Raw genomic sequence first — 20,102 nt, 5'->3', positions numbered from 1 at the left:
ATGGGCGAGGGTAGGGAGGGTGACACGTGGCTCAACGGTTCCGTGCCCGGCGCGACGCGTCTGCAGACGCCGAGCACGATTCACCGCGCCTGCGTGTAGTCGAGATGGACGCATATCCAGACTGGGATGCCATCTACCGGGACAACGTCGAGCGCGTCTACCGGTTGATGTACGCGAAAGTGGGTAATCGCCCGGATGCCGAAGATCTCACCACGGAGGTGTTCATGACCGCTTTGCGGCCCATGCGTGCCTCAGCGAGCGTGGGCGAGGTTCGCGCATACCTGTTGGCGACCGCACGTACGGTTCTGGCCACGTTCTGGCGGCGCACACTCGGCCAGGAGATCACCACTTTGCAGGAAGAACGGGACGTCGATCTGCCGACCGACGACAAGCCCCTGGGGGATACCGGGGCATCCGAGGTGAACCGGATCCTTGCCGAGCTGCCCGACCGGTACCGGCGCATCCTGCGGCTGCGCTTCCTGGAGGGCTGCTCCATCAAGGAGGCCGCGGTGGAATTGGGGGTCAGTGTCGGCAACGCGAAAGTGTTGCAGCACCGAGCCTTACGCCAGGCAACGGTGGTGGCAGAGAGGATGCGGACGTGAGCGCGGCAAGGAAGTTCGTCGAGGACATGCTCGCCCGGCGACGGGTCCGCCGTGCCAAGATCACCGAGGACGACGCGGCCGACATCCGCACGGCGATCCTGCTCAACTCGGCCCGGTCCGGCGGCGACCGGCCGGACGAGGAGTTCGTGGCCAGCCTCAGCGCCCGGCTCGCGGCCGAGGCGGACGGCAAACCGAGGGTCGATACCCGCCGCAGGTTCGTCCAGACCACCTCGGTGGCTGCGGCCGCCGCCGCGGTGGGTGCGACCGTGGATCACTTGCTCCAGACGTCTCCTTCCCTGCCGGAGGCGACCATCGTGCCCCACGATGGTCAGTGGCGGGCCGTGGTGTCGTCCACCGAGTTGGCGGAGGGCGCGGTGCGGCCGTTCGACTTCGGCACGGTCGCCGGGTTCGTGCAACGGGCCGGTGGCGAGGTGCACGCGGTGTCCGGGATCTGCACGCACCTGGGGTGCAGACTCGCATTGGACGTCGCGACCCTGCGGTTGAACTGCCCGTGCCACCGGACGGCGTTCACTGTGGACGGTGCGGTCGTGTTCCATCAGTTGCCCGTGGCGCCGCCGCCGTTGCCCAGGCTGGAGGTCCGGGAGAACTCGGGGAACGTCGAGGTCCTGGTGCCCCAACGGCCGGTGTGAGAAGCGGCGGTGAGAACCGCTCGCCATGGGGATCGGGCGCACTGTCGGTCCGACCATTCCGGTCCGTTGGGCGCAGCAGAAAGTCGCCTGGAACGTGTCCGATCCTAGCCGCAGTCGGGCGGGGCGAAGGGCAGGTCGACGAAGCCGTCGATGGTCTCGCCGGTGTCCGACCGCTTGGCGTGTACCGACATGCGGTTGGTCTGGTTGTGCTTGGCCGGGTTCGGGTGGACTTCCCTGATCCCTCCTGCAACGGAAACGTCATCGGGGTTGCTGAAGAACCCGACACCGTTGTCCGCGAACGACACCGACCAGTGCTGCCCGGCGGCGGTGGCGATTTCGAACTCCTCGCCCGCGACCAACCGATTACCGACCGGCCCGTCGTCGTCATACTGAGACTTCAGTTTCCACGAAGTCCCCAGTGTGCCAACGCCGTTCGTCTTCACCGGCGGACCGCACCGCCGATTACTCGCCTGCGCGACGCCACCACCCGTCACGCTGCTGACAACCGCCAAACCGCTGACGGCGACGGCGATCATGACCATTGTTTTGCGCATCGAACATCCTCCCGCTCTGTCTGGATGCCTACCTGTGTTGATACGCAAGCGGGTTACAGTTTCCGGAGAGCTTTTGCCCGCGGTGTCGGAAATGCCGGAAGCGTGGCCACACACTCGGCTGTATGAGCGGAAGTTCGTGCTATTGCTGATGGTTTGGAGTGTGTCGTCAGGATTCGGTGACCCGGAAGTGTTCGAGGGTTTCACAGTCGCAGGCGCCCAGCACTTTCACCGCTGATCGGGAGAGCAGGTCCCAGGACGATCCTCGGGCTTCGATCCAGTCGCGGGTGGCGGGGAAGGTGAACCGGTGGTCGCAGGCCGCGCTCGCCAGGCGTTCCCGCAGGTGCTCCACGAGGGCGTGCCGGTCTTCCGGCGTCAGGCCGAGCCGCCGGTCCGCGCGCCGGACCCGGTCCGCGTGGAACTCCTCCCGCCGGGCACGGGCGGCCTGGTCGGTCAGCCCGGCGGTCTGCAGCCGCGCCTCGAAGACCTTCACCCGGAATCGCTCCAGCGACAGGATGCTGGTGAAGTGGCCGTCGGTGGGCAGGACGGCGATCTCGTGTCCCTCCCGGTGGAAGCGCTCGAACACCTCGTCCAGCAGCACGTCGACGTCGACCGGGACCGCCGGGCCGGCGTCCTCGAACCCCATCGCCTCGGCGGCCATCACGGCCAGCCGGGGATGCGGCCACAACGGGACCAGGGCGTTGTCCTGGTCGTCGATCTCCAGCAGTCCGGTCTCGAAGTCCCACGCCCACACCGTCCCGGTGGCGGCGACACTGGTGAAGAAATACTCGTCGCGCTCAGGACGGCCTCCGGCCCACAGGCCACGGGCCCCGTCCTCCGACAACGAGGGGATCGCGCTCATCGGGCCTGCTCCTCGTCGTCCGCGGTGTCGCAGGCAAAGCCTAACCTGCCCGACCGACAAGAACCGCGAGTGTCAGACGTTGATCCGGCCAGTGCGGGGCCGTGGGCTGATCAGTCGAGCGTGGACCTCTCATCGGATGTGCCGGTGCCGGGGGCTGCGCTGATCTTTTCGGTGTCCGGGGCGTTCCGGATTGCGGGCGCTGCTTGCTTGGAGTTGGGGCCGTGGGGGAAATCATCGACGGCGTGGACTGGTCGCGGCTCGAGCACAACTATGGCAGCGCGTCGGACGTTCCGGGTTTGCTCCGCACTTGCGCGAGCCCGGACGCGGGCGCTGCCTCGGAGGCGCTTTCCGATCTGTCGAACAAGCTTTTCCATCAGGGTGGCTGGGTGTGCCCGGCGGCTACTGCCGCGCTGCCCTGGCTGACCGATCTCGCCGCCGATCCGGCCGTGCACTACCGGCATGAGGTGGTCGAGCTGATCAGTCAGCTGGCGGGGGAGGCGGTCACGGTTTCCCAGCGGTTCACCGACTCTGGCTGGTGGCCCGCCTTGGACAGCGCGAGACCACGGTTGCTCGCCCTGCTGGACGACCCGGACGCGGCCGTGCGACGGGCGGCGATCCTGCTCGCCGCGGAGGGCATCCGCCATCCCGAGACGGTCGCGGTGCTGCGCCGCCGATGGACGGCGGAGGCAGACCCGGCGATCCGGATCGATCTCGTGCTCGCGGTGGGAGCCGTGCTCACCTGGTCGCAGGACGAGGTGCTGCTCGAGCGCTTGCAGGCGCTACTGGCCGGCGGCGATCCGCAGCCAGGGCTGGCCGCCGTGCACGCTCTGGCCGCGTCCGATCCGGCCGTCGCGGTGAGCAACGTCGACCGGTTGGTGTCGACCGTGTTGCGCGCCGACACTGTGGTGTGGCGGGATTCCGAGTGGATGGGACAAACGCCGGAGGCGCTTGTCCACCGGACCGGGGGGTTGTTGCTCGGCGATCCGGACGCGGCCACCGTGTTCGCCCGCGGCATCGCCCGTGCCGGGGACACGGCCAAGCGGGTCGCGGCGCTCGGGCACGCCCAGCGGGTGCTGTCGCGGTGGCGCACTGTCACCGAAGACCTTCTGCCGGTGCTGGCATCGCATCTCGACGATGAGTCGCCCGAGGCGCGTTACCGGGCGGCAGCCCTCCTGGCTTGCCTCGGAGACCAAGCCGCGCCTTATGCGGAGCGGTTGACCGCCCGTACCACCGATCACGCGGTGCGAGAGAAGCGTTCTGTGACGACCGTGGGCGACGCCGCGGTGTGGGCCCTGGCCCGTCAGCGGCATCCAGGCTGTGTGCAGGGTTTGGTGAAACGCCTGTCCGGTAGCCGTCTCGGGTTCCGCTTCGCGGGAGCTTACTTCGATTCGGACATACCGCTACTGGAGCAGCCGGCGATCAGCGAAGTCCTGATCCCGTTGCGCGGACACGCCGATGCCCTTCTCGACGCTGTCGTCGGCCGGCTGGCCAAGGCCCGACGTGACGGTGTACTCGCGTCGAACCTGTGCCAGGTGATCGCCGTGTGGGGGCCGCCCGCGGCGGCCGCCCTTCCGGTCGTGACCCGATTCCTCGAGGACGAGAAAGTGTTGCCTGCGGCGGCGAAAGCGATCGGGGCCATGGGACCCGCCGCGGTCGGTGCGGCGGACGCGTTGCGCCGTCAGGTAGCCGAACCGGCCGCGGCGTGGGCATTGTGGCGCATCGGTGCCGATCCCGGCAGAGCCGTCGCCGCGTTGACAGAGCACGTTGCCCGGCCGAACGTACGGCACACGACGATCGCGCTGCTCGCCGATCTCGGTCCGTCGGCGGCGTCCTGTGTCGACGATCTCCGGACGTTGACCGTTTCCGCAGACTTCTGGACCCGTGCCGAAGCGGCCTACGTCTTGGCCCGCGTCACCGGCGACCCGACCGAGCCCGTGGCCGTGCTGACGGACCTGGCCGAACCGCTCGCCAACGGCGATTGCGTGCCTGCCCGCATCGCGGCGCTCCGATACCTGGCCGACCTCGACGCGACCGGCGACCGGGTGCGCGAACTGGCACAGGCCATCGCCGACAGCCCGCGGCGGATCGCCTGCTCCGGCGGATGGCGCACCTTCGCCGAAGACGAACAAGTCCGCATCTCCGCATCAGCGTTGCTGGCCGATCACTGAGGAGTCCGCTCGCCGCGCTTGAGATGTGCGCCCGCGGTCAAGATCTTGGCGACGGCTCGGGCAAGAAGCCATCGCCACCTTTGACGACTCCTGTCCAGTCTGCATATACTTTCCATATCGAAAGTTGATGCAGATTGGAGAAGGCGGATGTCCGAGACACCCGAACTCGACCAAGTCGCCGACGCCCGGCGCAAGCTGGCCACCTACGCCGGGTTTTCGCGCACCTACTGGACGCTTTACGGGGTCGCGCTCGTGCTGATGGCCGGGATTCCCATCTGGATGTCGTTCTTGCCCGAGTCGGCGGGCAGCTTTCAGTGGGTGCTGCTCGCGATCGGCCTGGCCTCCGCGGCCTACTCGGTGAACCAGCGCCGGCGAACCGGGGTTCAGCTTCCGCGTCGGATCGGTGCGTATCCCAGCGCCCGCAGGGTGTGGATCGTCGTGCTCGCGATCACCATCGCGAGCGTCGCCGGCATCTACGCGCTGGTCGGCAGCGGTCAGCGCGTAGTCGCCCTGGTGGTCCTGATCCCCGTGGCCGCGGTCATTTTCGCCGGTCAGGTCCTGACCCGCGCGAAGATGCGTGACGACATCGCGGCGGGACGGGTCTTGATGTGACCACGTCCGATCATTCCTCCGAGGACGCGAGCGCCAAGCGCGACCCGATCTTCGAGACCGGGCCGCGTTTGGCGCTGTGCGCACTGCTGCAAGGCGCCGACTGGGTCGAGTTCGCGACCGCTCGCGACCTCGTCGGTGCCAGTGACTCCGCTGTCTCCAAGCACAGCCGGACCCTCGAAGACGCCGGTTACCTGGAAATCCGCAAAGGGTCGGTCGGGCGGCGACCCAGGACCTGGCTGCGGCTCTCGCCTGCCGGGCGCGCCGCGTTACGCGGCCACCTCACGTGGTTGACCAACCTGCGCCACGCCATCGACCAGCCGCGGTAACGAACACCGGTGTGGTGCGGCCAGGGTGTCGGATCAGGAGTCACCGTGTTCGACTCGCGGATATCCGACGGTCAGGAACGGCGCAGGAACAGGCTGATCGCGGCGGACACGTTCTCCCGCACGAGCTCTTCCGGTTCGGCGGCCATCATGGCACGCATCGGTTCGATGCTGTCTTGGGCGCCGGGCAGGTCGAACACCGCGCAACCCGCGGCGTTGCGGACATCCCAGTCCTCGTCCTCGCCGACGAGCCGGAACAGCGCCTCCCGGCACGTTACGGCCAGGTCCGGATCGGTGAAGTCGAGCAGTGGAATCGCCCTGATCGCCTCGACCCGCACCAGATCGTCCTCGGCGACGTCGTTCGCGGTCGCGAGCAGGAAAGGGCCGAGCACCGGCGACTCGGTCTTGCCGGGAACCAGCAGCCGCAACGCCTGGAAACGCTCTTCCGCGTTCGCTCGGCCGAACCGGTCGACCAATTCCCGTGCAGTCATGCACCCGACAATAGCTGCGGCCTTCACCGGCATCGTCAACCTCGTGGCTCGTCTCAGGGGCGTAGCGGTCGTACGAATACCGGCTCGCCGTGGTGGGTGCGGTCCGTGCCGTGAAAGCCGCAGCGGCGCCAGAACCCGTCGGCGCCGCCCGTGACCGGTACGACGCTGGTCTCGAGCGTCTCCCAGCCGTCCGCGCGCAGTTCGTCTATCAGCAGTTCGACGGCGCGGCTGCCGATTCCGCGGCCTTGATGGTTTGCGTCGATCATGAATCTGACCAGATGTGGTGTCCCGTTCTCGACCTCTACGAGCAGGACACCGACCGGTGTTTCGTCGAGGTGGATGGCCCGCAGGATCGCGTCCGGTTCGTAGTTGCCTTCGGCGACGGTGTAAGCGGCAGGCGCGACGAGATGGTGTTGGTCGTCGGCCAGACGGAGCTCGCAGACGGCGCGGACGTTGTCGCGGGAAAGCGGCACTAGCAGTACGGACATGGTTCGACCATATTGCAATCCGTCAAGTGCGGGCACGCGTCTTGTCAATGGACAAAACCCGGCGAACGTGGACCTGCGCGCATTCTCCTACTGAAGTAGCGCAACCCGACGGATTTCGTCGCCGACGCGATCGCGACGTATACGATCAAGGCGTCGGCCGGGGCGGGTCAACGGGCCGTAGCGATTCCGGGAGGCTGAGATTCTGACCGATACGAGCAAGTCGGCGGGAGCGGCGAGATGACGCGCAGTGCGGTGACGATGGCGCTGCCCACTCTCCCCGTGCTGGTCTACGAAGTGCTGTGGGAGCGGCTCGGCCTCGGGCCCATGCCGTCGCCTCTTCTGGTGCGCCGCCACGGCCGCGATGACGCGGAGCGACAAGAGTATCTTGCTCGCGCACATCGATGGCTGACGTCGAACAGTCTCGGCGACGCGGGCAACCTCGACGGTGATCTGGTGCAGGCTTTGCGGGCGATGGACGACCGCGACCTCGCGCTGTCCTTGCGTTACAGCGACTCCTTCGGACGGATGGCGATCGGCTGTTTTCCTCAGTCCACCGGCCGGGCGCTGCGCGTGGCGGTACGGAACGAGACCGTGGAACTGGGCTGGATGAACGCGGCGAGGATGGCGGAAGGCATGCTGGAAGCGTTGCCCGATGTCCAGCCGGGCATCGGGCGGCCTCTTCGCGTGGGCGAACTCGCCTTCCTCCGGTCGGGCCGGACGTGGCGGCGATCGGGGCTGCTCAGCGATGGGAAGCGATCGTTGATCGAGCACGGGGTGGCCCCTGAAGGCGCCGAGTGGTTCCTGCGTGTTCTGTCGAGGGCGAGGGCGATCGGACAGGCGAGTGCGGAGCGATCGGGAACCGCCGGGGAAGAGCTGGCAACCGGCCACCCACTGTCCTTTGTGGATAGTTATGATGGCCGGTACGCCGTCATGCGGAGCTACGGATCGGTCACGCTCATGCCTGCCGACGGTGCGACGTTGGCAGTCCTGATCAAAGGCCTCGCACACGACGACTTCATCGAGAGCAGGCCGGCGCGCGATACCGGTGCGTTCAGCCACCTGTGGTGATCCGCGGGGCGACACCGACGGTTGCGCGATCTGGCTGGGGGATGCGATGATCACGTGGTCAGCCTTTGACGAGAGGAGGTGCGGTTGAGATGTTCACCCAGGAGACTCCCGCGCCTCACAGCCGGCACAATCAGCACCGCTGACCTGATGTGACTTTGGGGCGCATTCATCCACATTGGAGAGTGCAATGGTCACAAGTATTCACAGCATCACCTTCGATACCGCCGGTGATCCGTACGAGCTGGCACAGTTCTGGTCGATGGCGGTCGGACGCCCGATGAGCGTCGAGGACGAGCCCGGCGACCCCGAGGTGTCGCTGATCGCCGAGGGACAGCCGACGATGCTGTTCATCCGAGTGCCTGAGGACAAAGTGGTGAAGAACCGCGTACACCTCGATCTGCAACCTCGGGATCGCACCCGAGATGAAGAGGTCGACCTGTTGATCGGTGCCGGCGCGAAGCTCTTCGAGGACCACCGTCGGCCGGACGGCACCGGCTGGGTCACGCTCACGGATCCGGAAGGCAACGAATTCTGCGTGGAACGCAGCGCCGCCGAAAGAGACGCCACGTAGCCACCTTTGGGGGCGGTCCGTGCTGGACCGCCCTCATCGTGCTCAGAGGTTTCGGGCGAGGAACTGCTTCACCCATCGGTGTGCCGTCGCGCAGGTCTCGGCTTCGGTGCCCCGGAGGTGTTCGACGACCTCGCCGTCGTCCCACAGGATGAGGGCGACGGCGCCGGGGCTGACCGGGGTGAGTCCGATGAGCCAGTGGCTCTTGCTTCGTTCGATGATCCGTTCGGCGGTGAGCCACTGGCCGGTCGTACCTGTGCGGGTGACCCTCCAAGCCGGGTCGGTGGCGAGCTCGGCCACCGACCGCGGGACGACCTCTACTGGTTGTTCGCCGTGCACGCGCACCAGCCCTGCTTGACGTCTCGCATTCGGTGAACTCTAGGTGAATCCAAGGTTGACGGCTACGGCTGGGAATCACCGACCGCCCGGAACCCCGGCGCATTCCTCGCGGACCTCTCGCCGTCGAGCACGAGATCACCACGAAAACCTTCGAAATGAAAAAACTGAGTACTGCAGGCTACTTAGTTCGCGGTGTAGATTCCGGCACGGTGTGGGTGGGCGCGATGGTGCGCCGCGGACCCATGGATCCGGTGATGTGGATCGAGGTTGCAGCCTGCCATGATCACGATTACCACCTGGGAAATGGACCGCCGGCAAACCGGTGTGTCGTTCCGCGCGGCGCTTGCCGAGGTGATGAAGCAGCCTGGGTGAGCGATCAAGCGATGACGAAGGAAGGCGACGTGTGCCCCACACTAGCCGACAACTCGGACAAAGCGCGGATCGACGAGAGGATCCAGCACCTGGCGGAGCGCTTGGCGCGTGAGCACGACCGGCTGCCGCCGGGGCTGGTTCACCGGATGGTGCGAGCCGCCCGGACCCGCTTCACCCAGGCCCGGATCGTGAATTATGTGCCGGTTTTCGTCGAGCGGACGGTGCGCGCGCACCTGGATCTCACCACCGGCGCCGACGAGCGATCCTTCAAGCCTGGGACCGGGAACGCGGCACGGGCGTACTCGCTGTCCGAGTGGGCCCGGCTGGCGGCGCACCGCCTGCTGGCCGTTCCGCTGCCGCGCCGCTGGGCTCACACGCAAGGCGTGGCCCGACGGGCGGACGAGGTCGGGTACCTGTTCCCGTCGGACGAGCGTGAGGTCTTGCTGGCCGCGGCGTGGCTGCACGACATCGGCTACGCTCCCGCCCTCACCTGCACCGGGTTCCATCCGCTGGACGGGGCGCGATTCCTTGTCCGCAGCGGTGTGCCGGACCGGATCTGTGCCCTGGTCGCCCGCCACACCGGCGCGGCCGCCGTCGCGGAACTGTGCGGGCTCTCCGGCGAGCTCGTGACGTTCCCGGACGAACGGGGCGCGGTGCGCGACGGGTTGTGGTTCTGCGACATGACCACCGGCCCGGACGGCGGACCGGTGTCCTACGCCGAGCGGCTGGCCGAAATCCGCGCCCGCCGTGGCCCCGATGATCCCGTCGTACGCGCGTTGGCCGTCAACGGCGCCGAACGTGCCGCCGCTGTATGCCGCACTGAACAACTCCTTCAGCGCAACGAAAGCCGGGCAGGCAACCGTGTCCGGTTCTCCGGCAGCTGTTCCGGGATCGCTTACGACACCTGACAACCTCTGGAGGTAGGCAGATGTTCGGTCGAACCGGATATTTCGATCGTGGAAGACGTGTCCGGCTTCAATATCAGGATCCGCATACTGCGGCCGATTACGCGAGGGCGTATTCATCGGGACCGAGTGAGCGCTATTTCGCATCGCGGCTCTACGCCGTCGCGGAGACCTTGCGGGCCTTCCCATCCGGCGACCTGCTCGACGTGGGGTGCGGGCCGGGGATGATGGTCCACTACCTGCTCGGCGCCAACGATGGTGAGTTCCGGATCACCGCGTGCGACCAGTCCGCCGCGATGATCGACTTGGTCGCGCGCGGACTGCGCGAGGACGACAGGGTGCGGCTGCATGTCGCCGACATCGCCGACATGCCTTTCCCCGGCCGCAGCTTTGACATCGTGCTGGCGATGGGAGTGCTGGAGTACGTCGAGGCCGGGCGCGCTCTGCGCGAGATCGCGCGAGTGACGAAGCCCGGCGGTTTCGTCGTGGCCACGATGCTCAACCCGTTCAGTCCATACCGTCTGTTCGAGTGGGGCGCGTTCTGGCCGGCGCGACGCCTGCTCGGACGGATCGAGCGGCTATTCGGCGTCCCGGAGGAGCGCAGGCATCGCGCGCGCAAAAGCGGCATCCATGCCTTGCCGTCGTTCGAACTGGTTCGCCTGATGCGGGAATCGGGCTTGCAGCCGCGTGACGTCTTGTTCTACGACATCACGGCACTGGTCCCGCCGTTCGACCGCCTGGTCCGACCGTGGACGTACCGATGGCGGTATGCCCCCGAGCGCACAGTGAGCCGGAGGTCCCGCCGATGGCTCGGGACCGGGTATCTCGTCGTCGCCCAGTTGCCCGCGAAGACGCGAGTCCCCGAATCCGCGGAGCGGGAGGTGCGCGTGGGGACACCGTGAAGGCAGGAGGTCGATCGTGATGGTTCCGCCCGCGACGATGCGCGCCTGGAAGGTCGCTCGCCCTGGGCCGATGGCGTCCGGCCCCCTTGGTACGAAAGTCCCGGTCTGGCTCGACGAATCCGGGAACCCGGTGGGCGCGCCGATGACACTTCCCCATGCCCGCGTCCTCGGTGTCTTCGCGGGCGTCGGCCTTTGGCTCGCCCTCATCGTGTTCGTGCTGGCCGGGTACCGGTGCGTCCGGCCCTTCTGCTCGACAGGGCCCGAGCGGCGCGCTGGCAAGAAGAATGGCGCGAGTCGGCGGCGCGATAGAGGCGCTGTAGGTCGGCGAAGGGCCGCCTCACTCCTGCCCGCGCAGACGTGGGCGGGACTGCTCCAGGTAGGCGTCGATCGCTTCCCGGTCCTTGGTGAGCGCCTCGATGCGCCGGTGGATCTGCTCCCGTTCGTGCTCCAGTTTGGCCAGCGTTTCGGGCGCGACGACGCGCATGTGGATCGCGCCGGGACTGTTCAAGCACGGCAGGATGGCACGGATGATCCGGGTGGGGATGCCGTGCTCGAGCAGGCCGCGGATCTTGTGGACCCGGTCCAGGGAGGCTTCGGTGTACTCGCGGTAGCCGTTGTCGTCCCTGGTGGACCTGAGCAGCTCTTTTTCTTCGTAGTACCGCAGCAACCGGATGGAAACACCGGTACGCGTCGACAGCTCCCCGATTCGCATGTGCCTCACCTCACCACTCGTCACCTTGCCCTGACACCAGTGTGAGACACCCAGGATGGCGGCATGACTGTGGATGCCGATCCTTTGTGTGACGCGGTGCCGGCTCGCCCGAAGCTGCCGCTCGGCGCGCTGCTGGCTTTCGCGACGGTGGTCTTCATCGGTTGCGTGACCGAGACGCTGCCCGCCGGGGTGCTGCTCGGTATCAGCGCCGACCTGCGCGTTTCCGAGGCACAGGCCGGACAACTGGTGACGGTGTACGCGATCAGCACGGCGGTGACGGCGGTGCCGCTGACCGCGCTGAGCCGTCGCTTGCCGCGTCGCGCGCTGTTGCTGTGCCTGATCCTCGGCTTCGCCGTTGTCAACGCGATCACCGCGGTTTCTTCGGTCTACGCGCTGACCTTGGTGGCGCGGATCCTCGCGGGCGCGGTGTCCGGGGTGCTGTGGGCGATGATTCCCGGCTACGCCATGCGGTTGGTCCCGGCGGCCCACGCGGGGAAGGCGCTGGCGATCGCGATGATCGGCACCCCGATCGGGTTCGCGATCGGGGTGCCCGCCGGGACGATACTGGGCGACCTGATCGGCTGGCGCTACGCGTTCGCCCTGTTGGTCGCCATCACGGTGCTGCTGGCGGGCTGGGTCCGGTGGCAGGCCCCGCCGCTGCCGGGGGAACCGGCGGGGCATCGTGCGGAACCGTGGAAGGTCCTTGCCATCAAAGGCTTTCCCGCGGTCCTGGTCACCACGTTCGTCTTCGTGCTCGGCCACAACATCCTCTACACCTACCTCGGTCCGGTACTGGCCGCGACCGGTGAAGCACGGCAGCTCGGTACCGTGCTGCTGGTCTTCGGCGTCACCTCCGTCCTCGGCCTCTGGGTGGTGGGCACGGTGATCGACAAGTGGCCGCGTGCGCTGGTGCTCGCTTCGACGGCGGTGTTCGTCATCGCGGGCGCGCTGATCGGTTCCGCCGCGGACCAGCCGGTGGTGCTCTACGGCGCCGTCGCCTTGTGGGGCTTGGCTTTCGGTGGTGCCCCCACCTTCTTCCCCGCGGCTGCCGCCAGGGTCGCCGGACGTACCGCGGACGTCGCGCAGTCGCTGGCGATCACGGTCTGGAACCTCGCGATCGCGGGTGGCGCACTCGTGGGCGGATCGGTGCTCGACCAGGCCGGAACCACGACGCCGCTGCCGTGGATCGCGGTCGCACTGGCCGCGCTGGCCTGTGCCGTGGCGATCGCCGCCCGGCACGGGTTCCCGGCTGCCCGAAGGTGACGGGTTATCTGCCGTTTCACGTCCGAAGTGGCCACGGCGGCGGACCGTGGCGAGGTGGGCGCTGGGCCGCGTCGTCAGGAACGACGCGGCCCAGCCGGGTACCCACCCAGCCCAAGGCATTCTTGAGCGTGCGGATCATGGCATCCGGCACCGACAATTCCGGCAAGGGCGAACGACGTCGCGCCGGGTCGGTGTGCGGACAGGACCTCCCGAGAGCTCGTTTTCCCAGGTGACGCCGGTAGCTTCGCCCTCGGTCGCGGTGTCGAGGGCGGAAAACGGTGAACGATCGGCGGGAAGCGCCTGCGGCGGCCCGGAAGGTGTCCGCACGGGACACGGTGCGCCTGGCGGTGATCATCGTCGGGCTGTTCCTCGTGCAACGCCGGGCACGGCCGCGGTCGGGACCTGTTTCCTGTCCAAGATCGAGCTGCAGGCCGTCGACGAGCCGACCATGGCGAACTGGCGCAAGCACGTGTTCATCGCCACCGCCGGGATCGCGGACAGCTTCACCCTGCCCCGCGACCGCACCATCATCATGGGGTCCCAGATCGAGGTTCAGGTCCGCCGCTCGGTCAACCCGCGGGTGGTGACGACACGGGCGCTGCCGTCGGCCAGGCGGTAGGACAGTCCGGCGATCGCGGTCTCCCCGGTTTCGATCTTGTCGGAGATCAGGCGGGAACGGTCGGCCAGGAGGTCGACGGTGTGGCGGATGTGCTCGTCGATGATGTCGTCGTCGCCGGTGAGGCCGGCGGCGCGGGCGGCGAGGATGCTCGGGGTGACCCGTTCGATGACGTCGCGGACGAAGCTGTTGGTGCCGAGTCCTTCGGTCAGCGCCGCGCGGGTCGCGGCGACGGCGCCGCAGGAGTCGTGGCCCAGCACGACGACCAGGGGACATTCGAGGACGCTGACCGCGTACTCGATGCTGCCCAGTACCTCCGAACCGGCGACGTGGCCGGCGGTGCGGACGACGAACAGGTCGCCCAGTCCGCGGTCGAAGATGATCTCGGCGGCCAGCCGCGAGTCGGAACAGCCGAAGAGGACGGCGAAGGGACGCTGTCCGGGGACTGTTTCGGCGCGGCGGGTGGCGTCCTGGTTCGGGTGCTCCGGGGTGCCCGCGACGAAACGCTGGTTACCGGTGAGCAGAAGGTCGAAGGCCTCGGAGGGGGTCGGCGGCGCGTCGCTCATGAACCGGACAATACCGGCGATCCACAAGATCAGCATCTCGGTCGGGTTCAGCTCATTCGGCCTCGATGAGGAATTCCTGGTCACCTTGCCCGTCGCAGGTTTCCTGGGTCAGTTCGGCGCCGAGGTCCGTGCTGGGTTCGACGACGCCGATGCATTGTTCGGAGGTGCGCAGGGGAAGGAACCGGTATCCGCCGGGAACGGGCGTGTCCACGGGCTGGATCCGGAACTGCTGGTACATGCGGAAGTCCGGGCAGTCGTCCCACGGCTCCATCCGGAGACCGGTCTCGCCCTTGATGTCGATGACGGTCAGGCAGCCGTCCCCTTTGGTGGGGTGGTGCCACCAGATGCGGTAGATGTCGCCGCCGAGTGGCTGGAGGGTGGTCCGCGGAGGAACGGCCCCGGCACATTGGCGCTGCACGGCGATTTCACGGTCGTCGGGGCCGGTGCGGTCACGGCCTTCGGAAAGGCACAGGCCCACCTGCGCGGTGTGCGCCGGCTGGATGCGCACGAACCCGGTGCGCGGTTGCCGGGCAGCCTGGAAGCCGGTGACGGTGCCCGTCGTCGGGGCGAAGGTGCTGGCCGTCATCAGCAGCCCTGCCGCGATCAGCAGAACCAGGAGCACCGGCAGGCGCATCCGGGATCGCGGGGGCGGTACGGGCGGAACCGTGGCCGTCGTGGCGGTCGGCACCCCGGCCGGGCGGCCAGGGGTTTCCGGCGCGGGGACGGCGAGAACCGGGCCGGGGTCTTCGGCCAGCAGTTTCCGGTGCAGGGCCTGGACGGGGGCGCCGGGGTCGGTGCCGAACTCCTGCGCCAGCCGCAACCGCAGCCGCTGATACTGCTCGAGTGCTTCCGCCCGGCGGCCCGACAGGTGCAGCGCCAGCATCAGCTGGAGGATGAGCCGCTCGTCGAAAGGATGCTGGACCGCCAGGGCGAACAGTTCCCGCACCAGGTCGCCGGTCCGCCCCTGCCGCAGGGCGAGATCGTTGCGGTCCAGCCGCACGGCCAGCCGTTCCGCGGTGAGCGTGTCACGCACCGTGTCCAGCCAGGCGGTGTTCAGGCCGTGAAAGGGCTCGTCCCGCCACAGCCGCAGGGCCTGGTCGTACAGCTCCAGTCCGCGCGACTCGTCCTCGGCGGCACGAGCCTGATCGACCAGCACGCGAAACCGGTGCAGGTCGACGGTGGCGCTGTTCAGTTCGAGCAGGAACCCGCCCGGCTGGCGCACGATGCCCACGTCCGTGGGTTCCAGCGCGCGGCGAAGCCGGTACAGGTAGCTGTGCAGGCTGTTGCGCGCCCGGAGTGGCGGATGGCTTCCCCAGACACGATCGATGAGTCGATCGGCGGTCACCGTCCGGTCGGCGTCCAGGAGCAGCACGGCCAGCACACAGCGCTGGCGGGCGTGACCGAGATCCACCTGCCGCCCGTCGGTCACTGCCTCGAACTCCCCGAGCACACGAAATTCCACGCCCACTCCCCTCGATACGCACCCTCCCGGCTCAGCGGACCCCGCTCCTGGCTTACCGCCCGCCAGCAGGCAGTTCAAGGCGGATTTCAGTTTTACGCCCAGTTGCCGCAGGCAGTGTCGGCTCCACATCCCGGACATCGGCCGGACCACCGAACGGATAGGGAGAAGTCGTGCATCGTGCTGTGTTTTCCGGTCTTGCCCTGCTCGCACTGCTCGGGTCGTCGGTGCCCGCGAACGGTCTCGAATCAGGCGCGCCCGCCGCCGGTGCGAAGACGGTCGCGTGCGCGAACACCCGCGACGACGACGAAAAGATCAACAGCGCTGTCGCGGCCAGTGCCGACGGGGACGAAATCGTCATCGACGGGCCTTGCCTGATCGACGGCACGATCCGCCTGCGCGGACAGCGTTCCTATCGGGGGCAGTCCCGCTCGGGCACCGTGATCCAGCAGGCCGACGGGGCCAACCTCGACGCGATGCTCGCCAGCGACTCCTACCTCGACAACGCCCCGCTCACCGGTGACCCGGTCACTCTCCGTTCGCTCAACCTGATCGCCAACCGGGCAGGCAACCCGAACGCGAAAGACGCACTCGTGCTGCGTTCCTGGGGAACGGTGGTGGAGGACATGGAAATCCTCCAGGCCACCCGGCACGGGATCCGGCTGACCAATCTTTCCGCCAACGGAACACCGCTGAACAACACGCAGGTCAACGGCCGCATCGCCGCCAACCACGTCGTCGAATCCGGCGGGCGGGGAATCTTCGTCGAGGACACCAGGAACTCCGTCACCGACTGGCACCTGCTCGACAACTGGATCGCCGGGGCAGGCTCCGACGGCATCGGCATGGACAACGCCGCGGGCTGGAACATCCACGGAAACCACGTCTACGACGTCGGCGCGACCGCCATCACCGCGGAACGCCTGTTCGGCAGCATGATCGGCAACAACTACATCGAAAACTTCGCCACCACCGGGGTACGGATATCCGTCCAGGGCGAAACGGCCTCCACGATCACCGCCAACCGCATCTTCAAACTCACCGGTGGCAGCGGTGTCTTCCTGACCGTACGGGTCAACTACGGCACCGGGAACCTCGCCGTCACCGGCAACACCATCCGCGGCAACGGCGCCGGAACGGGACTGGACTACCAGAACGGACAAGGCACCGGCCTCGTCGTCGCCTCCACCGGAAACCTCGTCACCGAGGTCACCACTCCACGCGCCACCGGGCCCGGCGTCACGGTCACCGCTGGCGTGTGATCCGGAAACCGGGATCACGATCGGGAGAGGGGAGGTCGCGACAAAGAAATCCTGAACTTTGCCGTCAACTGCGAAATATCGATTACCTCATACAGAAAGGCAAGAAAATGAAGGCTGCATGCTCGCCCGGCGAGGAGTGGACCGAACCGGCCTGCGTCACCGCGGGCGCCGGAAGTTGTGAGGCGACGAGGCGCAAGTACACCCAACTGCGCTACTACGCCTGCTATGACGGATATCCGGTCGAAATCTCCTCGCGGCGCAAGTTCGTCCGCTGTGGCTGCTGATCCACGGCTCCGCAGCTGAACGGGGCTGCCCGCCTCCGGCCGACGGTCGGCGGGCAGCCCCCCGTCCCGCGAAGGGGGAACTCAAGTGTTGGAAGCTTTCGTCGAGCTGGGGCGCGGTTTCTTCGCCGCGCTGTTCGCTGTGGCCGCGGGCGGCAAACTGCGCGCTCGCGGCTTTGCCGACCTGTCCGCCGCGTTCGCCGCGTTCGGTTTGCCCGGTGCGCGGCTCAGGCGCTTCTCGGCACGGATCCTGATCGCCGCCGAGGCGACCGTCCCGGCCGTGCTGCTCTTCGGCCCTGTTTCGATCGGGCTGAGCCTTGCCGCTTTGCTGCTGACGGTGCTCGCCGGAGGTGTCCTGGTGAGTACCCGCCGCGGGCGCGACGTGCGCTGTGCCTGCTTCGGCACCGCACGCGAGACGCTGAGCGAACGTCACCTGTGGCGCAACGCGAGCCTGGCGTCGATCGCGTTGGTTCTCGCTCTGACCCCGGCCGGTCCGACGCCGCTCGACCTCGCCGGACATGTCCTGCTCACGGCGATCGGCGTCGGTCTCGGTGTCGCGGTCGTCCTGCACGAGGCCGTGTCCGCGGCCCTGATCCCGAGGAAACGATGACGATCTTCTACGTTGCCTTCAGTGCCTTGGCCGTCGCGGTGTGCGCCAACTTCGTGTTCACCGCCCGGCTCGTCCGCGCCGTCGGGAAACGCCCCGAATGGCCGCCTGCCGACGAGACCACGTTCGCGGTCGGCCGTGAAATACCTCCCTTCGAAACCATGTCGGTCGAGGGAAAACCGCTCACCACGACGGGGATGGACGAGTTCGTCGTCGGGTTCTTCATGATCGGATGCCCGCCATGCCAGGCCGCGGTGGCGGAGTACGCGGCCGTGGCCGATCATCTGGCGGGCACCGGCCTCCCGGCGATCGCCGTCATCCGCTACGAAGCACCCGACCTGGACAACCCGCTCGACCGCGACGAGCTCGCCACGGAGACGGAACAACTGAACCGGTCCGCCGTCGTCGTGCACGAGGAAGGTGACGGCGTCGTCATCACGACGTTCGGCGTCACCGCCTACCCGGCGTTTTTCCGGGTCCGCCGTGATGGCGGAAGGCATACGGTCGTCGGCGAGGTGCCCAGCCCACGTCATCTTCACCGGCTGGCGCCGGCGTGACCGCCCTGGCACGCGGCAAGCGGCCTGCCGTCTGGCGCGGAGTGCGGAGCGCGTTCGCGCTCGTCACCACGGCGGCGCCCGGTTCGTTCGCCGCCTACATCGCGACGGGGCTGCTGCTCGCGGCCGTTCCGGTGGCGAGCGCTTGGGCCACCAAGTTCCTGGTGGACGGCCTGCTCGACAGGCGGTCTGTCGGAGACCTGCTCGTCTCGGGGGCGGTGGTCGCCGGGACCGGGGTCGGCTTGGCGGTGCTGCCCGGTTTTTCCGCCTACTGTGCCAAGGAATTGCAGCGCAGAACCCGGCTGTCCGCGCACCGGCGGGTCGCCGAAGTGGTGAATTCGTTCTCCGGGCTCGCCTACTTCGAATCACCGAAGATGGCGGACCGGATCCGCATGGCGCGTGACTCGGCGGGATCCGCGTCCCTGGAAGTCGTCGAGTCGGGGACGAATGCGATCAGGTCGCTGATCACCTCGGCCGGATTCGCCGGTTCGCTCTTCGCGCTCCGGCCCGCGCTGGCCGCCCTCGTCTTCGTCGGTTCGCTGCCCGCCGTCCTCATGGAGGCGCGTATCCATCGTCGGCAAGTGCGCAACATGTGGCTGCTCACCCCGGTCCACCGCAAGGAATCCTTCTACTCCGAACTGCTCACCGGACCGCGTGCGGCCAAGGAGATCCGGCTGTTCCGCGCCGGTGCCTTCGTCGCCGGTCGCGCCGCCGGGCAGATAGCCAAGGCCAACACCGTGGCCCGGCGGCTGGACGGCACGGTGCTGCGGTACGAACTGGTGGCCGAGTCGATCACCGCCGTCATCACCACCGCCGGTCTGGCCTGGGTGGCCATGGACGTGTGGCGCGGCACCCTCAGCGTGGGCGACCTGACGCTGCTGCTGGCGGCGATCACGGCCACCCAGGGCGCCTTGGCGAGCCTGTTCAACGACACGGCCCGAGGTTACGGCGCCTTGCTGCATTTCCAGGCATACCTGGACTTGCGCGAAACCCCCGACGACATCCCCGCGTGCCCGGCACCGGTCCCCGTGCGCCCGCTGCGGGACGGTATCCGGATCGAGGACGTCTGGTTCCGGTACCACGCCGACCAGGACTGGCTTCTGCGTGGCGTGACCCTGGACATTCCGGCAGGCCGCACCACCGCGCTGGTCGGCGTCAACGGAGCGGGCAAGTCCACCCTGATCAAGCTCCTGTGCCGCCTGTACGAACCCTGCGAGGGCCGCATCCTGTGGGACGGCGTCGACATCCGCGAATTCACGCCCGAGGCTTATCGGGCGCGGCTCAGCGCCGTGTTCCAGGACTTCGTGGAATACGACCTGACCGCCGGGGAAAACATCGGTATCGGCAGGCTCGAAGCACTGGGCGACACCGCGGCGATCGAGCGCGCGGGCCGGAACGCCGGCATTCACGACGAGATAACCCGGCTTTCCGCGGGCTACGACACCATGCTGAGCCTGATGTTCCACCAGGACGACACGCAGGCTGAAGACCGCAACGGCCACACCCTGTCCGGCGGCCAGTGGCAGCGCCTCGCGCTGGCGAGAGCGATCCTGCAGGAAGACAGTGACGTGCTCCTGCTCGACGAACCCAGTTCCCGCCTCGATCCCGCCGCGGACCGCCGGTTGCGGACGATGCTGCACTCGCTGCGCCGGGGCCGCACCACACTGCTGATCTCCCATCGGCTCCACTCGATCAGGGACGCCGACAGCATCGCGGTCATCGAGGAGGGCCGCGTGACGGAGACCGGAACGCACGACGAACTCACGGAAAGAGGAGGAACCTACGCCGAACTCGTCGCCATGCAGTCGGACGTCCTGAACCTGCGGGAGCCAGACCTGGCCTGATCCGGCAGCCGAGCGGAACGCGCGACCGGGCGGCCGA

At 67.9% G+C, this 20,102-nt stretch carries 24 protein-coding genes; 16 read left to right on the top strand and 8 right to left on the bottom strand.

Annotated features, from left to right (window positions below):
- Positions 1–104: 104 nt before the first annotated feature.
- Both AMYAL_RS0104415 and AMYAL_RS0104410 read left to right on the top strand, forming a co-directional pair.
- Positions 105–602, top strand: a complete 498-nt coding sequence (locus tag AMYAL_RS0104415; protein ID WP_020630100.1) for an RNA polymerase sigma factor — start codon at positions 105–107, stop codon at positions 600–602.
- On the top strand, positions 599–1,252 hold the full coding sequence (locus AMYAL_RS0104410; protein ID WP_020630099.1) for a QcrA and Rieske domain-containing protein: 654 nt from the start codon (positions 599–601) through the stop codon (positions 1,250–1,252). Before AMYAL_RS0104415 ends, AMYAL_RS0104410 begins: the two co-directional genes overlap by 4 nt.
- A 104-nt stretch (positions 1,253–1,356) precedes the next feature.
- Here AMYAL_RS0104410 and AMYAL_RS0104405 read toward each other — a convergent pair whose 3' ends face one another.
- Both AMYAL_RS0104405 and AMYAL_RS0104400 read right to left on the bottom strand, forming a co-directional pair.
- The gene (locus AMYAL_RS0104405; protein WP_245192795.1) at positions 1,357–1,788 is read right to left on the bottom strand and encodes a hypothetical protein; all 432 of its coding nucleotides are present in this window, start codon (positions 1,786–1,788) and stop codon (positions 1,357–1,359) included.
- 184 nt (positions 1,789–1,972) lie between these two features.
- Complete coding sequence (locus AMYAL_RS0104400) at positions 1,973–2,665, bottom strand: DUF2695 domain-containing protein (protein ID WP_020630097.1); 693 nt, start codon at positions 2,663–2,665, stop codon at positions 1,973–1,975.
- 221 nt (positions 2,666–2,886) lie between these two features.
- On the opposite strand from AMYAL_RS0104400, the gene AMYAL_RS0104395 reads away from it, so the two are divergent.
- From AMYAL_RS0104395 to AMYAL_RS0104385, 3 genes are all read left to right on the top strand, one after another.
- Positions 2,887–4,833 carry a HEAT repeat domain-containing protein gene (locus tag AMYAL_RS0104395; protein WP_020630096.1) on the top strand — a complete coding sequence of 649 codons (1,947 nt, stop codon included), beginning with the start codon at positions 2,887–2,889 and terminating at the stop codon, positions 4,831–4,833.
- A gap of 147 nt (positions 4,834–4,980) precedes the next feature.
- Complete coding sequence (locus AMYAL_RS0104390) at positions 4,981–5,445, top strand: hypothetical protein (RefSeq protein WP_020630095.1); 465 nt, start codon at positions 4,981–4,983, stop codon at positions 5,443–5,445.
- Positions 5,442–5,771 carry a winged helix-turn-helix domain-containing protein gene (locus AMYAL_RS0104385; protein WP_020630094.1) on the top strand — a complete coding sequence of 110 codons (330 nt, stop codon included), beginning with the start codon at positions 5,442–5,444 and terminating at the stop codon, positions 5,769–5,771. The genes AMYAL_RS0104390 and AMYAL_RS0104385 overlap by 4 nt, the downstream gene beginning before the upstream one ends.
- Positions 5,772–5,842: 71 nt before the next feature.
- Here the strand turns inward: AMYAL_RS0104385 and AMYAL_RS0104380 are convergent, their stop codons facing one another.
- Together AMYAL_RS0104380 and AMYAL_RS0104375 are read right to left on the bottom strand one after the other, a co-directional pair.
- Complete coding sequence (locus AMYAL_RS0104380; RefSeq protein ID WP_020630093.1) at positions 5,843–6,259, bottom strand: HEAT repeat domain-containing protein; 417 nt, start codon at positions 6,257–6,259, stop codon at positions 5,843–5,845.
- 53 nt (positions 6,260–6,312) lie between these two features.
- A complete protein-coding gene (locus tag AMYAL_RS0104375; RefSeq protein WP_026466739.1) occupies positions 6,313–6,747 on the bottom strand; it encodes a GNAT family N-acetyltransferase in 435 nt (144 codons plus the stop codon).
- A gap of 237 nt (positions 6,748–6,984) precedes the next feature.
- On the opposite strand from AMYAL_RS0104375, the gene AMYAL_RS0104370 reads away from it, so the two are divergent.
- Both AMYAL_RS0104370 and AMYAL_RS0104365 read left to right on the top strand, forming a co-directional pair.
- On the top strand, positions 6,985–7,815 hold the full coding sequence (locus AMYAL_RS0104370) for an ESX secretion-associated protein EspG (RefSeq protein WP_020630091.1): 831 nt from the start codon (positions 6,985–6,987) through the stop codon (positions 7,813–7,815).
- A gap of 187 nt (positions 7,816–8,002) precedes the next feature.
- On the top strand, positions 8,003–8,386 hold the full coding sequence (locus AMYAL_RS0104365) for a VOC family protein (RefSeq protein WP_020630090.1): 384 nt from the start codon (positions 8,003–8,005) through the stop codon (positions 8,384–8,386).
- Between the two features lie 42 nt (positions 8,387–8,428).
- Here the strand turns inward: AMYAL_RS0104365 and AMYAL_RS0104360 are convergent, their stop codons facing one another.
- A complete protein-coding gene (locus AMYAL_RS0104360; protein ID WP_026466738.1) occupies positions 8,429–8,722 on the bottom strand; it encodes a hypothetical protein in 294 nt (97 codons plus the stop codon).
- A 401-nt stretch (positions 8,723–9,123) separates the two neighbouring features.
- On the opposite strand from AMYAL_RS0104360, the gene AMYAL_RS47745 reads away from it, so the two are divergent.
- Positions 9,124–10,002, top strand: coding sequence for a three-helix bundle dimerization domain-containing protein (locus tag AMYAL_RS47745; RefSeq protein WP_245192790.1), 879 nt, complete (start codon positions 9,124–9,126; stop codon positions 10,000–10,002).
- Positions 10,003–10,172: 170 nt separating this feature from the next.
- On the top strand, positions 10,173–10,901 hold the full coding sequence (locus AMYAL_RS45620; RefSeq protein WP_245192788.1) for a class I SAM-dependent methyltransferase: 729 nt from the start codon (positions 10,173–10,175) through the stop codon (positions 10,899–10,901).
- A 337-nt stretch (positions 10,902–11,238) separates the two neighbouring features.
- On the opposite strand, the gene AMYAL_RS0104340 is transcribed toward AMYAL_RS45620, so the two are convergent.
- On the bottom strand, positions 11,239–11,613 hold the full coding sequence (locus AMYAL_RS0104340; RefSeq protein ID WP_020630086.1) for a MerR family transcriptional regulator: 375 nt from the start codon (positions 11,611–11,613) through the stop codon (positions 11,239–11,241).
- A gap of 63 nt (positions 11,614–11,676) precedes the next feature.
- Between AMYAL_RS0104340 and AMYAL_RS0104335 the strand changes: the two genes are divergently transcribed.
- Both AMYAL_RS0104335 and AMYAL_RS48290 read left to right on the top strand, forming a co-directional pair.
- Positions 11,677–12,876: an MFS transporter gene (locus AMYAL_RS0104335; protein WP_020630085.1), complete on the top strand. Its 1,200-nt coding sequence runs from the start codon at positions 11,677–11,679 to the stop codon at positions 12,874–12,876.
- 229 nt (positions 12,877–13,105) lie between these two features.
- Positions 13,106–13,495, top strand: a complete 390-nt coding sequence (locus AMYAL_RS48290) for a hypothetical protein (protein WP_084702085.1) — start codon at positions 13,106–13,108, stop codon at positions 13,493–13,495.
- Here AMYAL_RS48290 and AMYAL_RS0104325 read toward each other — a convergent pair.
- Positions 13,429–14,058 carry a carbonic anhydrase gene (locus AMYAL_RS0104325; protein WP_026466736.1) on the bottom strand — a complete coding sequence of 210 codons (630 nt, stop codon included), beginning with the start codon at positions 14,056–14,058 and terminating at the stop codon, positions 13,429–13,431. The genes AMYAL_RS48290 and AMYAL_RS0104325 overlap by 67 nt on opposite strands.
- A gap of 52 nt (positions 14,059–14,110) precedes the next feature.
- On the bottom strand, positions 14,111–15,520 hold the full coding sequence (locus tag AMYAL_RS0104320) for an AfsR/SARP family transcriptional regulator (RefSeq protein ID WP_167336140.1): 1,410 nt from the start codon (positions 15,518–15,520) through the stop codon (positions 14,111–14,113).
- 170 nt (positions 15,521–15,690) lie between these two features.
- Here AMYAL_RS0104320 and AMYAL_RS0104315 point away from each other — a divergent pair, with 170 nt between their 5' ends.
- The 5 genes from AMYAL_RS0104315 to AMYAL_RS0104295 all read left to right on the top strand — a co-directional run bounded on the left by AMYAL_RS0104315 (position 15,691) and on the right by AMYAL_RS0104295 (position 20,065).
- Positions 15,691–16,779, top strand: coding sequence for a right-handed parallel beta-helix repeat-containing protein (locus AMYAL_RS0104315; RefSeq protein WP_209447226.1), 1,089 nt, complete (start codon positions 15,691–15,693; stop codon positions 16,777–16,779).
- A gap of 107 nt (positions 16,780–16,886) precedes the next feature.
- On the top strand, positions 16,887–17,063 hold the full coding sequence (locus AMYAL_RS49175) for a hypothetical protein (RefSeq protein WP_020630080.1): 177 nt from the start codon (positions 16,887–16,889) through the stop codon (positions 17,061–17,063).
- Between the two features lie 85 nt (positions 17,064–17,148).
- Positions 17,149–17,670: a MauE/DoxX family redox-associated membrane protein gene (locus AMYAL_RS45615; RefSeq protein WP_020630079.1), complete on the top strand. Its 522-nt coding sequence runs from the start codon at positions 17,149–17,151 to the stop codon at positions 17,668–17,670.
- Positions 17,667–18,224: a hypothetical protein gene (locus tag AMYAL_RS0104300; protein WP_020630078.1), complete on the top strand. Its 558-nt coding sequence runs from the start codon at positions 17,667–17,669 to the stop codon at positions 18,222–18,224. Before AMYAL_RS45615 ends, AMYAL_RS0104300 begins: the two co-directional genes overlap by 4 nt.
- Positions 18,221–20,065, top strand: a complete 1,845-nt coding sequence (locus tag AMYAL_RS0104295) for an ABC transporter ATP-binding protein (protein WP_020630077.1) — start codon at positions 18,221–18,223, stop codon at positions 20,063–20,065. Before AMYAL_RS0104300 ends, AMYAL_RS0104295 begins: the two co-directional genes overlap by 4 nt.
- Positions 20,066–20,102: the final 37 nt, after the last annotated feature.

The organism is Amycolatopsis alba DSM 44262 (assembly GCF_000384215.1).
GTDB lineage: Bacteria > Actinomycetota > Actinomycetes > Mycobacteriales > Pseudonocardiaceae > Amycolatopsis > Amycolatopsis alba.
This window is presented reverse-complemented; position numbering and strand designations above follow the sequence as displayed.

Bases quoted from the DNA above. Each gene is read 5' to 3' on its own strand.
- AMYAL_RS0104415 (WP_020630100.1), top strand. From the start codon at position 105: ATGGACGCATATCCAGACTGGGATGCCATCTACCGGGACAACGTCGAG.
- AMYAL_RS0104405 (WP_245192795.1), bottom strand. From the start codon at position 1,788: ATGATCGCCGTCGCCGTCAGCGGTTTGGCGGTTGTCAGCAGCGTGACG.
- AMYAL_RS0104400 (WP_020630097.1), bottom strand. From the start codon at position 2,665: ATGAGCGCGATCCCCTCGTTGTCGGAGGACGGGGCCCGTGGCCTGTGG.
- AMYAL_RS0104390 (WP_020630095.1), top strand. From the start codon at position 4,981: ATGTCCGAGACACCCGAACTCGACCAAGTCGCCGACGCCCGGCGCAAG.
- AMYAL_RS0104380 (WP_020630093.1), bottom strand. From the start codon at position 6,259: ATGACTGCACGGGAATTGGTCGACCGGTTCGGCCGAGCGAACGCGGAA.
- AMYAL_RS0104375 (WP_026466739.1), bottom strand. From the start codon at position 6,747: ATGTCCGTACTGCTAGTGCCGCTTTCCCGCGACAACGTCCGCGCCGTC.
- AMYAL_RS0104370 (WP_020630091.1), top strand. From the start codon at position 6,985: ATGACGCGCAGTGCGGTGACGATGGCGCTGCCCACTCTCCCCGTGCTG.
- AMYAL_RS0104365 (WP_020630090.1), top strand. From the start codon at position 8,003: ATGGTCACAAGTATTCACAGCATCACCTTCGATACCGCCGGTGATCCG.
- AMYAL_RS0104340 (WP_020630086.1), bottom strand. From the start codon at position 11,613: ATGCGAATCGGGGAGCTGTCGACGCGTACCGGTGTTTCCATCCGGTTG.
- AMYAL_RS0104335 (WP_020630085.1), top strand. From the start codon at position 11,677: ATGACTGTGGATGCCGATCCTTTGTGTGACGCGGTGCCGGCTCGCCCG.
- AMYAL_RS0104325 (WP_026466736.1), bottom strand. From the start codon at position 14,058: ATGAGCGACGCGCCGCCGACCCCCTCCGAGGCCTTCGACCTTCTGCTC.
- AMYAL_RS49175 (WP_020630080.1), top strand. From the start codon at position 16,887: ATGAAGGCTGCATGCTCGCCCGGCGAGGAGTGGACCGAACCGGCCTGC.
- AMYAL_RS0104300 (WP_020630078.1), top strand. From the start codon at position 17,667: ATGACGATCTTCTACGTTGCCTTCAGTGCCTTGGCCGTCGCGGTGTGC.